Annotated in this window: 11 protein-coding genes; 4 read left to right on the plus strand and 7 right to left on the minus strand. The window is 73.4% G+C overall.

The features are described from left to right. Positions 1-586: 586 nt before the first annotated feature. Positions 587-1255 carry a LuxR C-terminal-related transcriptional regulator gene (locus H516_RS0108385; RefSeq protein ID WP_022889274.1) on the minus strand — a complete coding sequence of 223 codons (669 nt, stop codon included), beginning with the start codon at positions 1253-1255 and terminating at the stop codon, positions 587-589. Then, complete coding sequence (locus tag H516_RS19185; RefSeq protein ID WP_022889275.1) at positions 1248-2531, minus strand: ATP-binding protein; 1284 nt, start codon at positions 2529-2531, stop codon at positions 1248-1250. The genes H516_RS0108385 and H516_RS19185 overlap by 8 nt, the downstream gene beginning before the upstream one ends. 115 nt (positions 2532-2646) lie before the next feature. Between H516_RS19185 and H516_RS22050 the strand changes: the two genes are divergently transcribed. Continuing rightward, positions 2647-4272: a PspC domain-containing protein gene (locus H516_RS22050; RefSeq protein WP_022889276.1), complete on the plus strand. Its 1626-nt coding sequence runs from the start codon at positions 2647-2649 to the stop codon at positions 4270-4272. A gap of 11 nt (positions 4273-4283) precedes the next feature. Then, positions 4284-4754, plus strand: coding sequence for a hypothetical protein (locus H516_RS0108400; protein WP_157432198.1), 471 nt, complete (start codon positions 4284-4286; stop codon positions 4752-4754). Between the two features lie 31 nt (positions 4755-4785). Here the strand turns inward: H516_RS0108400 and H516_RS0108405 are convergent, their stop codons facing one another. From H516_RS0108405 to H516_RS0108425, 5 genes are all read right to left on the minus strand, one after another. Continuing rightward, positions 4786-5154, minus strand: a complete 369-nt coding sequence (locus H516_RS0108405; protein ID WP_022889278.1) for a hypothetical protein — start codon at positions 5152-5154, stop codon at positions 4786-4788. Between the two features lie 128 nt (positions 5155-5282). Then, entirely contained in the window at positions 5283-6497 is a 1215-nt protein-coding gene (locus tag H516_RS0108410; RefSeq protein WP_022889279.1) for a UDP-N-acetylmuramate dehydrogenase, read from the minus strand. Between the two features lies 1 nt (position 6498). After that, complete coding sequence (locus H516_RS0108415; protein WP_022889280.1) at positions 6499-6936, minus strand: MaoC family dehydratase; 438 nt, start codon at positions 6934-6936, stop codon at positions 6499-6501. Further along, positions 6936-7382 carry an FAS1-like dehydratase domain-containing protein gene (locus H516_RS0108420; protein ID WP_084620545.1) on the minus strand — a complete coding sequence of 149 codons (447 nt, stop codon included), beginning with the start codon at positions 7380-7382 and terminating at the stop codon, positions 6936-6938. Before H516_RS0108420 ends, H516_RS0108415 begins: the two co-directional genes overlap by 1 nt. A gap of 179 nt (positions 7383-7561) precedes the next feature. After that, on the minus strand, positions 7562-8176 hold the full coding sequence (locus H516_RS0108425; protein ID WP_022889282.1) for a TetR/AcrR family transcriptional regulator: 615 nt from the start codon (positions 8174-8176) through the stop codon (positions 7562-7564). Positions 8177-8358: 182 nt separating this feature from the next. On the opposite strand from H516_RS0108425, the gene H516_RS22055 reads away from it, so the two are divergent. Then, entirely contained in the window at positions 8359-9657 is a 1299-nt protein-coding gene (locus H516_RS22055; RefSeq protein ID WP_022889283.1) for a hypothetical protein, read from the plus strand. After that, on the plus strand, positions 9654-11288 hold the full coding sequence (locus H516_RS22060) for an amidohydrolase (protein WP_022889284.1): 1635 nt from the start codon (positions 9654-9656) through the stop codon (positions 11286-11288). The genes H516_RS22055 and H516_RS22060 overlap by 4 nt, the downstream gene beginning before the upstream one ends. Positions 11289-11292: the final 4 nt, after the last annotated feature.

Consider the following 11292-nt stretch of genomic DNA (forward strand, 5'->3'; position numbering starts at 1 on the left):
AGCGGCAGGGCCGAGCCCGTCCGTCGACGCATGCCGATGGCCTCGAGAGGCTCGCATGACCCCGTATGAACTCCGCCCCGGCTCGCGCACGACGCCGAGGGCGTGCCGCACACCGTCGAGGAACCGAGCCAGACGCTCGACGACATGATCGACGACGCGGTCGCCCGGTTCCGCCGCCGCACCGCGCTCGAGTTCTTCGGCGCGGAGACGAGCTAGGCGAACTCGGCGAGCAGATCGCCCGGGCCGCCGCGGGGCTGCGCCGCGAAGTGCGCGACGCCCTCCTCACGCGGCTGAGCCGTTCGACGGTGCCGTTCGGCAGTCCCGTCGGCCCGCCGCGGCTCGCCCCCGTTCGGCGGCGGTCCCGTCGGCGGTGCCGTTCGGCGGTCCCGTTCGGCGGTCCCGTTCGGGAGGAGTTCGTCGGATTGGGAGGAGTCCTCGGCCGATCCTCTCCTCCGGATCGTGCGAACTCCTCCCGATCATGCGGCCGGGCGCGGCCGGGGCGCGCGGCCGGGGCACGTGACGGCGCGGCCGGGGCACGTGACGGGGCGCGGCCGGGCGCGCGGCCGGGCGCGCGGCGCAGGATGCCTCAGAGCAGGCGCCGCGCGTTCGCCCACGCCGTCAGCTCGTGGCGGCTCGAGAGCTGGAGCTTCCGCAGCACCGCCGAGACGTGCGTCTCGACGGTCTTCGTGGAGATGAAGAGCTCCGAGGCGACCTCCTTGTAGGCGTAGCCGCGAGCGATGAGCCGCATGACCTCCTGCTCCCGGGCCGAGAGCCGATCGAGTTCGTCGCTCGCCTGCGCCGTCTCACCGACCGCGGCGCCGAAGGCGTCGAGCACGAATCCGGCGAGCTTCGGCGAGAACACGGCGTCGCCGCCCGCGACGGCGTGCACGGCCCGGCTGACGTCGGCGCCCGAGGAGCCCTTCGTGATGTACCCGCGCGCCCCGGCGCGGATCACTCCGACGACATCCTCGGCCTTGTCCGAGACCGAGAGCGCCAGGAACTTCGTACCCGGCACGGTGTTCGCCGCGCGGCGGATCACCTCGGCTCCGCCGCTCGTGCCGGCGGGCACCGCCGCCCCGGGCAGGTGCACGTCGAGCAGGACGACGTCGGGCGAGGCATCCGTCACCGCCCTGACCGCCGACTCGACGTCGTGCGCCTCGCCGACGACCTCGATCGTGTCGTCGAGGTCGGCCTTCAGGCCCGAGCGGAAGATCGAGTGGTCGTCGACCACGACGACCCGAACGCGCTCAGCCACGCGGCACCTCCCCGCCGATGCCGCCCGCGTTGCCCGCACGTTCGGCCGGAAAGCGCAGACGCACCTCGGTACCGACTCCGCCCGCGCCCGGCGCGACCGAACCGGAGCCGCCGGCCCGGCGCATCCGCCCGATGATCGACTCGCGCACGCCGAGCCGGTCGCCGGGCACCTCGGCGAGGCTGAACCCCGGTCCGCGATCACGCACGAACACCTCGACCGCCTCGCGGCTCGACTCCACGTACACCGACACCTCTCCCCCGGCGTGACGCGCCGCGTTCAACATGGCCTCGCGCGCCGCCGCCGCGAGCTCACCGCTCGCCCGCTCGCGGATCTCGCCGACCACGACGACGTCGACCGTCACCGCGTAGTCGATCTCGAGCGCCGCCCCGAAGTCGCGGAGGTCGGTGCCGAGGTCGCTGTCGACGGGAGCATCGCCCGCGAACAGCCAGTCGCGGAGCTCCCGCTCCTGCGCCCGCGCAATGCGCGCGACCTCGCTCGTCGCCCCGGCCCGGTTCTGAATGAGCGCGAGCGTCTGGAGCACCGAGTCGTGCAGGTGCGCGGCGATCTCGCTGCGCTGCTCCTCGCGGATGCGCTTCGTGCGCTCGTCGCTGAGCTCGCGCCACTGCGCGAGCAGGGTGGGCAGGTACACCAGCGCGATGCCGACGAGCGCGGCGAAGGCGATGAACGCGGCACCGTACGTCTTCGCCGTGCTCGTCGACCACCCGAGCACCGCCACGAACGTGAGCGTCGTGACGGCGAGCAGCACCGTCGCGGCGATGCGGATGACGAGCTCGTGGCGCGGCCCCCTGGCGGTCTCGCTCCGATCGACGAACGTCGCCCACGCGCCCGCGGCCACGGCGAGGCCGATGCCGGCCAGGGTCGGGCCGAGCCAGCTCGCCACCGGTGCGACGTACCCGGCGCCCGAGGCCTGCGTCAGCCAGACCGGCGCGAGGAAGAACGTCGATGCCGCGACCAGCATCCAGGCGACGGGTGCGCTTCGACTCGGGCGCTCTTCGCCGGGCGACCAGGGAGTCAGGGCCCAGAGCCAGACGTAGAGCATCAGCCCGGCACCTGCGGCGATGTTCGAGACGACGAACCCGGCGCGCACCACCCAGACCGGCCAAGCGAGATGCTCGGCGAGACCCGCCGAGACCCCGGTCGCGACGCAGTCGCGCGGGCGGGTGAGCTTTCGCTCGGGCGGTGCCGACGCCGCGGCGGGCCCTGCGGGCACGGCCGGCGCCGTCGCCTCCGCCGCCTCGGCCGTCCGCTCATCCATGTCTGCAATCCAAGCAGACGGCGGGGCCACGGCCGCGGGCCCGACCCCACCCTCAGGGTCGAATCAGGGATCCACCCCATGGCGAGCACCCCGGCGGGACTGCCAGCATCGAGGCATGGAGACGAACCAGACCGCCCCAGGGGCCGGCCCAGCGCCGGAGGATGTGCAGGGGGACTCCGCGTCCGCCGGCCAGCAGGCCGACGGGGCGGTCGGTTCGGCTCCGAACTCGACCGGCACGGCGGGTGAGCCGGATGCCACGGGCCCCGGCTTCTACGCCTGGCTCCGCCGGCTCGGAGTGCCGCGGCGGGCCGGCTGGCTCGGCGGCGTCTGCGCGGGCGTCGGCGCCCGACTCGGCATCGACCCGATCATCGTACGCGGCATCGTCGTCGTGCTCGCCGTGCTCGGGGCGCCGTTCGTGCTCGTCTACGCGATCGCGTGGCTGCTGCTGCCCGATGTCGAGGGCGAGATCCACCTCGAGCGCCTCACCCGCGGCATCGTCGACCCTGCGGTCGTCGGCATCGCGGTGATGGGCGTCATCGGGTTCATCCCACTGGTGCAGGGCGGATGGCTCGGCTGGCGCTGGTGGCCCGACTGGCCGGTGTCCGACCCGGTCTTCGGGTTCAACTTGACGTGGCCGTTGCGCGTCTTCTGGGTGCTGCTCGTCATCGGTGCGATCGTCTGGTTCATCATCTGGCTCGCCCGTCGGGCCTCAGCAGGCTCCCCGGTCGGCGGTGCGGCGCGAATGGCTTCCGCGCCCGGCGCCGCCGACTCGGGGCCCATCGGAGTCGATTCCCCGGGCGAGGGCGCCGCCGCGTTCGCCGCAGGCACGGCCGCTGCCGGGGCATCCGCCGCCATGCCACCCACGAGCACCGAGCCGCCGGTGCCCGCCGAGGGCGCCGACGCAGCCGCGATCGCCGATTGGCGGGCCCAGCACGAGGCGTGGCGGGTATCTCACGCCGAGTGGAAGGCCGGTCAGGCCGAAGCCGACCGCGCCGCCCGCGCGCAGGCCGCCGAGGAGGCGCGGGTGCGCGCCCTCGAGTTCCAGGCGCAGGCGGAGGCCGCCCGCGCTGCTCGCAAGGCCAGCCGGCCTCGCGCGAGCGCCGCCTACGTGTTCACGCTGCTCGGCATCGCGGTGGTCACCGGAACGATCGCGGCGATCTGGTCGTACGGCGACGCCGACACCGCGGCGTTCAGCGCCGCGATCGCCCTCGCCGCCGCGACCCTCGTGCTCTCGCTCGGCATGGTCGTCGCCGCCCTCCGCCGCCGCCGCAGCGGCATCCTCGCCACGATCACCGCCGCGAGCCTCGTCGCGATGCTCGTGAGCACCGCGGTGTCGGCCTTCGCCCCGTACGGCAGGCTCATCGCCCCGAACCAGTCGATCTCGCTCGGCTACCCGCAGCAGCTCCTGCAGCCCATCGGCGACGCGTACGTCTCGGTCGGGTCGTACGACGGCTACCCGAACGACGCGCAGGTGATCACCCTGACCCAGGGCACGGGCGACACCTACATCACGGTCGAGCCCCGCACTTCGCTCGTGCTCGACGCCGCCGACGCCGGCCCCATCAGCTACATCGTCGTCGGCAGCGACGGCCAGGCCTCGCAGCCGCAGTTCGGCGACATCGACGAGCGCGTCCTGGTGCTCGGCGACGAGCCGGTGAACGACCCGGAAGGAGTCTCGGCCGATGCGCGCCTCGTGCTCCGCCAGAACTCCGGCTCGGTCTTCATCGAGGTGTACGAATGAACGGAGCGACCATGCCCGAACCCACGCCCGACGAGCGCCGCGACGCGACCGAGCAGGACGCGACCGCCGAACTCGCGACCGAGCGCTTCGACACGGCCCGCATCGACGGCACCGCCCAGACGCTCGCCTTCGACCGGATGCTCGCCGACGAGCCGCCGACGGCACTCGTGCCGCCTGTGCCGCCCGCACCCTTCGACGCACCTGCGGCGACGGCGACGCTCGCAACCGCTCCGCTCCCCCGGCCGACCGTCCGCTGGGGCGCGCTCGTCTGGGCGCTGCTGTTCGGCACGATCGCCGGATTCACGCTCTGGACGCTCGTCGACCTTCAGCACCGCGACGAGGTGCTCTTCTGGATCGCCGCGGTGCCGATGCCGCTCGTGCCGCTCTACCTGCTCGCCGTGGCCGGCATCGTCGTCGCGCTCTTCGGCATCGTCGGGCTCATCCGCCGGGGCGAGCGCCAGCGCCGCGCCGCACGCGGCTGAGACTCCTCGGCATTCCGCCTGGCTCGGCCCCTCACCAGACGGGCAGCTCGCGGTCGCCGAGCGGCGTGAGCTCGGCCGGCATCGGCCAGGCGAGCTCGAACCGCATGAGCGGGATGTCGATCGCGCCGAAGTCGTCCTTCTTGACGACGATGCGGTCGGTGCTCACCTCGGTGATGCGCACCCGCAGCTCGGAGCCGTCGTCGAGTCGCAGCACGTACGGGTCGGCGAGGTAACCGAGGCCGTGCGCCTCGAGCCACTCCTCGCCCGCGAGCCAGTCGACGGCGCCGCCGAGCTCGCGGCCGAGCAGGTCGACGGGCACGAAGCCCTCGCCCTCGGGGCGCAGCCAGCCGACGAGCTCGCCGTCGGGGCGTCGATGTTCGATGAAGTCGGTGCGGTCCACCCCACCGACGATAGCCCGCCCCGGCTCACCGTATGGTCACGCCGCTCGCGTCCTCCTCGACAGGTTCTTCGCCATGAGGACGGTTCGAACCGGCCTCGGCGCGCCGAACCTCACTCGGCCGCGCCGGGCTAGAGTTCGACGCCCACGAGCACCGGCTCGGGCCGCAGCACCACGCCGAACTCGGCCTGCACCCGTTGCTGCACGAAGCGCGCGAGCTGCGCGAGCTCGTCGGCGCTCGCGCCGCCCCGGTTCGTGAGCGCGAGGGTGTGCTTCGATGAGATCGCGGCGCGCGACCCGGGCAGGGCGAATCCGCGCGAGATGCCCGAGTGCTCGATCAGCCACGCCGCCGAGAGCTTCACGAGCGGCCCGCGGGCCGTGGCATGCGTCGGTGCCTCCATGCCGGCGGCCTCGGGCTCGGCCTGGAGCGCGAGGAACGCGTCGAGCGGGGTGCCCGAGGCGATCGTCGCCAGCGGGGTCACCTCGTCGGGCTCATCGGGCTCGAGGTACCAACGAGGAGCGTCTGCGGGCATCGAGCGGGCCGTGCGCTCGGTCACGATCGGGTTGGTGAAGAACGAGCCCGCGCTCACCGAATCGGGGTCGGCAGGGTCGAGCACCATGCCCTTCGAGGCGCGCAGCGCGAGCACCGTCTCGCGCACCCGCGCGACCGGCACCCGGTCGCCGAGCTGCGCGTGCAGGGCGCCGGCGAGCTGGGCGTAGGCGATGGGCTGCCCAGGGGCCTCACCGAGCACGGCGAGCTCGGAGGCGGTGTCGTGCAGCTCGAGCTCGACCGAGATCACGATTCCGGGCAGGCCCTGCTTCAGCACCGAGGTGCGGTAGCCGAGCTCGAGCTCCTCGGCCGTCATGCGGCGCGGGCGCTCGGCGCCCTCGTCGAGGAACTCGATCGCGACGAGCGTCGAGGCGAGCTCCTGGCCGTAGGCGCCGATGTTCTGCACGGGCGCGGCACCGACCGAGCCCGGGATGCCCGAGAGCGCCTCGAGGCCCGAGTAGCCGTGCTCGACCGTCCAGGCGACGAGGTCGTCCCACACCTCGCCGGCCTGCACACGGAGGCGCACCGATCCGGTGGCCGAGGCGCGGAGGCCCGCACCGTCGCCCGGCATCACTTCGATGCCCTTCGTCGCGACGCGGATGACGGTGCCCTGGAAGCCCTCGTCGGCGACGAGCAGGTTCGAGCCGCCGCCGAGCGCGAGCCACGGATCATCCGACGACCAGGCCTCCGCTGCGAGGTCGACGAGGTCGCGCTGGGTCGTCGCGGTGACGAGCCGGCTGATCGGCCCGCCGACCCGCAGGGTCGTGAGCTCCGAGAACGAAGTGGCGCCGCTCATGTCAGCCGAGCGCGACGCGAACCTGCGCCTTGCCGAGCACGGTGTCGTCGCCGAGCTTGACGGTGAGGTCGATGCGGGCGACGGCCTGGGCCTCGTCGAGCTGGCCGACCTTCGCGGAGACCGTGACGAGGGCGCCGTCGACGGGGTCGACGACGACCGGGCGGGTGAACCGCACCTGGTAGTCGACGACGCGGCCGGGATCACCGGCCCAGTCGACGACCGGCTGCACGGCGAATCCCATCGTGAGCATGCCGTGGGCGAGGACTCCCGGCAGCCCCACCGACGCGGCGACGTCGTCGCGGTAGTGGATCGGGTTGAAGTCGCCCGAGGCGCCGGCGTAACGCACGAGCGAGTCGCGGGAGAGCGGGAACCCGCGCTCGGCGACCACATCGCCCACGGCGAGGGCGGCGAAGTCGGGAGCGGCGGTTTCGGCGGCCATCAGTCCTCTCCTCGGATGACGAGCGTCGAGATCGCGGTGACGACGTGCTCGCCCGCGGCATCGGTGATCGCCGTCTCGGCGGTGACCATCGAGTGGGCCCCGAGCGTCTTGACGCTCGCGACGGTGAGGGTCGCCGTGAGCAGGTCGCCCGCGATGATCGGCCGCGTCGAGGTGAAGCGCTGGTCGCCGTGCACCACGCGCGAGAAGTCGATGCCCGCGTCGGGGTCGGCGAGCAGCTGGGCGAGCGAGTGCTCCTGCACGACGACGGCGAAGGTCGGCGGGGCGACGACGTCGGCGTAGCCGGCGGCCGCGGCGGCCGTGGGGTCGAGGTTGATCGGGTTCGTCGCGAACACGGCGCGGGCGAACTCGCGCACCTTCTCACGACCGACGAGGTAGGGCTCGGTCGGCGGGTAGACCCGCCCCTGCAGCTCGGGGTTCACAGACACCCCGTCAGTCTATTCGGCGGCATCGGCGGGCTCGGCGGCACGCGCCACCCCCGGGGGATTACAGGACATCGCACGATTGACAGGACGGCCTCGCCCGCGGAGTGTCCTGTAAACCCCGAGATGTCCTGTAAACGCGAAGCGCGCGAGGGGGACCCGGGGCGCACGAGGGGCTCGGCGCCTCAGCCGCCGCGCAGCCGAGCGAGCCGCAGCCGCAGCGCATCGAGCACGAGTTCGAGGCCGAGCTCGAACACCCGCTCGGATCGCGCGTCGCCCCGCTCGGCGGAGGCGATGAGCCGGTCGAGGCTCCGGGTGGGCGCATCGGGCTGCCAGATGTCGTCGGGCGAGGCGACGTCGAGCCCGAATCCGAGGGCGAACGCGTCGAGCACGGCGACGACGGAGAGCACCTCGTCGTCGGGGAACCCGCCGTCGGCGAGTGCCGTCGCGAGAGCGTCGTAGCTCGCGATGACACTGTCGTCGGTGATCGTCTTGCCGACGAGCAGCGGTACGATCGCCGGGTGCTCGGCGTAGAGCCGTCGCAGCCCCTGCATCGTGGTGACGACGACCTCATCCCAGGTGCCCGAGGGCGGCTCGGGCAGGTACCTGCTGCCGAGCCTGCCGCGCATGAGCTCGATGATGCCGTCGCGCCCGTCGACGTGGTTGTAGAGCGAGGACGGGGTGACGCCGAGGCTGCGGGCGAGCGCATTGACCCCGAAGACGGCGCCCGAATCCACGAGTTCGATCGCGGCATCGGCGATGCGATCGGCCGACAGCAGCGGTACCTTCGGCCTCGCCATGCGCACTCCTCGGGTCGGTCGGTCGGTTGACCAGGTCAGCCTACGCGGATGCCCCGGGCCGGGGTTTCGCGATCCGGCATCACGAGGCATAATAAACGAATACCATTCGTTTAGTGCGGCACCGCGCCGCATCATCCCACCCGGCACGCCGCAGTGCCCCGATCCCCCAACCGGAGCCCCCGATGTCGCACTCCGACCTCAGCGCACGCGTCCCGCTGCGCCTGCCCACCGCGACCGCGACCTTCGCGATCGCCATCGCCGGTTACCTCGGCGTCAACCTCTCGCCGTACATGATCACCGCCCTGCAGACCGCGCTCGGCGCCGACGTGCTCACCGCGAGCTGGATCGTGACCGGCGCCCTCCTCGCGACCGCGATCGTCGGCCTCGCGATGGCGCCGCTCTGCGCCGGCCCCCGCAGACTGCTCGTCGCCCGGGCGGGGCTCGCGCTCGGGGTCGTCGGCTTCGGCGCCGCCGCACTCGTGCCCGCGCCGGGCGTCGTCGTGGCCGGGCTGCTCGTCGGCGGCGCCGGGGCCGGCGGTGCGGTCGCCGCCGCGGGCGCCGCCCTCGCGGCATTCCGCAACCCCGACCGGGTCGCGGGATTCAACGGCCTCGCGAACCGCGGCGTCATCACCATCGTGCTCTTCGTCGTGCCGCTCATCGGCCTCGCCCCGATCGACGTGTTCGGGGCACTCGCGCTCTTCAGCCTCATCGGCATCGCCGTGAGCGGCTGGCTGCCCGCCGCGCCGGTGCACGCACCGCAGGCCGGCGCCGCGGTCGCCGAGGCGGTGCCCGTCGAGATCCCGCCGACCGGCGTCGTTCGCGCCGTGCCCGTGCGCAGCGCGGCGACCACCCGCCTCGTCACGATCGCCGGGTTCACCCTGCTCGTGACCTTCGCACTCTGGGCCGCGAGCGAGGACTCGCTCTGGGCGATGGCCGGCGTCATGGGCGCAGAGCAGGCGGCGCTGACCCCCGAGGGCCTCGGCCTCGCCCTCAGCGGCGCGACGGCGGGCGGACTCATCGGTTCGGTGCTGCTCATGATCGTCGGCGACCGCTTCGGGCGCGCACTGCCCCTCGGCATCCTGCTCGGGCTCGGCGGACTCCTGAAGATCGTGGAGGGCTTCACGAGCGACGAGACCTCGTTCATCGTCGTGTTCATCGCGTGGAACTCCATCTACGCCGTCGCCTTCATGTACTTCGTCTCGACCTCGGCGGCGCTCGACGTCGACGGCCGCTGGTCGGGGCCGCTGCTCGCCGTGTACCTCGTCGGTTCGAGCCTCACCCCGGTCATCGGGGCGGGGCTCGTCGAGGTGCTCGGCTACCAGGGCTTCGCCGTCGCGCTCGGCATCGCGAGCTTCGTGCTCGCGGTACCGGCCATCGCCGTCGCCCGTCTCTCGACCCGCCTCCAACGCGCCGAGGCCGACCCGTCGGCCGGCGCGCGCCCCGAGGCATCCACCACACAGACCCAGGAGGTCACCGCGTGAGCCGCACCCTCGTCACCAACGCCCGCATCTTCACCGCGAACCGGCCCGGCGACGGCGCCGAGTGGGCCGACGCCCTCGTCGTCGACGGCGAGACGCTCGCCTTCGTCGGGGATGCCGCGACCGCGGCCGCGACGGCCGGGCCGGGCGCCGAGGTGCTCGACCTCGGTGGGCGGCTCGTGGTGCCCGGATTCCTCGATGTGCACACCCACCTGCACATGCTCGGCGACGCGCTCGGCCGCGTGCAGTTGCGCGACGCGCGCGACCTCGGCGAGATCCAGGCGCGCCTGCGGGCCGCCCGCGACGCGGCTCCCGAGGCGCCGCACCTCCTCGGCGTCTCGTGGCTGTTCGACTCGGTGCCCGGCGGGTCGCCGACCCGGCAGATGATCGACGAGGTCGTCGCCGACGTGCCCGTGTACCTCGACGCCAACGACCTGCACTCGACCTGGGTGAACAGCGCCGCCCTCGCCGAGCTCGGAATCACCCGCGACACCCCCGACCCGCTCGGCGGGCGCATCGGCCGCGACGCCGACGGCGAGCCCGACGGCATGCTCTACGAGACCGCCTCGCAGCACTACGTGTGGACGCACCTCGCCGAGGTCGCGACCGACGCCGACCGCGACGACGCCGTCGAGCGAGCGCTCGACGCCTATCTCGCGACGGGCGTGACCGGAGCGGCCGACATGGCGTTCGGCGAACTCGAGCTCGAGTCGTTCGAGCGCGTCGTCGCCCGGCGCGGCGGGCTGCCGTTCCACCTCGTCGCATATTGGCTCGTCGGCAACACGGGCGACGAGGCCGAGAACCTCGCGCAGGTCGCCCGCGCCGTCGAACTCGCCGAGGGCGGCACGCCGTGGCTGCGCATCGCCGGCATCAAGCTCATCACCGACGGCGTCATCGACGCGTGCACCGCCGCGATGCACGCGCCCTACGCCGACGGCACGAACGCCGACCCGATCTGGCCGTACGAGCAGATGGCGCCCGTCGTGGCCGCCGCCGATGCCGCGGGGCTCCAGGTCGCGCTGCACGCGATCGGCGACGCGGCGAGCTCGTCGGCGCTCGACGCGATCGAGCACGCGATCGAGGTCAACGGCGAGCGGCCCGGCGACCGCCCCCGGCGTCACCGCGTCGAGCACCTCGAGTACGCCGCGCCCGGCACCGCCGAGCGGATGGCGCGGCTCGGCGTCACGGCGTCGATGCAGCCGGTGCACTGCGACCCGTCGATCATGGACAACTGGATGGCCCGGCTCGGCGACGCCCGCGTCGACCGAGGCTTCGCGTGGCCCGAGTACCGCGACGCGGGCGCCCTGCTCGCGTTCTCGACCGACGCGCCGACCGCGCCGCACCTCTCGCTGCCGAACCTCTACATCGCGACGACCCGCAAGTCGGCGCTCGACCCGTCGCTGCCGGCGTACGCGCCGCAGTATGCGCTGCCGCTCGCCGAGGCGCTCGGCCACGCGACGCGCGACGCGGCCGCGTCGATCCGTGAGGAGGACGTGCGCGGGCGTCTCGCCGAAGGGCTCGCCGCCGACTTCGCCGTGCTCGACCTCGACCCGTTCGAGGCCGGCGCGCCCGCGCTGCTCGATGCCCGAGTCATCCGCACCGTCGTCGCCGGCCGCACCGCCTACGAGGCGTAGGCGG

Source organism: Agromyces italicus DSM 16388 (assembly GCF_000421545.1).
GTDB classification, from domain to species: domain Bacteria; phylum Actinomycetota; class Actinomycetes; order Actinomycetales; family Microbacteriaceae; genus Agromyces; species Agromyces italicus.

What these genes read in the sequence shown, in the direction of transcription:
- H516_RS19185 (WP_022889275.1), bottom strand. Translation starts at nt 2,531, where the DNA reads ATGGATGAGCGGACGGCCGAGGCGGCGGAGGCGACGGCGCCGGCCGTG.
- H516_RS22050 (WP_022889276.1), top strand. Translation starts at nt 2,647, where the DNA reads ATGGAGACGAACCAGACCGCCCCAGGGGCCGGCCCAGCGCCGGAGGAT.
- H516_RS0108400 (WP_157432198.1), top strand. Translation starts at nt 4,284, where the DNA reads ATGCCCGAACCCACGCCCGACGAGCGCCGCGACGCGACCGAGCAGGAC.
- H516_RS0108410 (WP_022889279.1), bottom strand. Translation starts at nt 6,497, where the DNA reads ATGAGCGGCGCCACTTCGTTCTCGGAGCTCACGACCCTGCGGGTCGGC.
- H516_RS0108415 (WP_022889280.1), bottom strand. Translation starts at nt 6,936, where the DNA reads ATGGCCGCCGAAACCGCCGCTCCCGACTTCGCCGCCCTCGCCGTGGGC.
- H516_RS0108425 (WP_022889282.1), bottom strand. Translation starts at nt 8,176, where the DNA reads ATGGCGAGGCCGAAGGTACCGCTGCTGTCGGCCGATCGCATCGCCGAT.
- H516_RS22055 (WP_022889283.1), top strand. Translation starts at nt 8,359, where the DNA reads ATGTCGCACTCCGACCTCAGCGCACGCGTCCCGCTGCGCCTGCCCACC.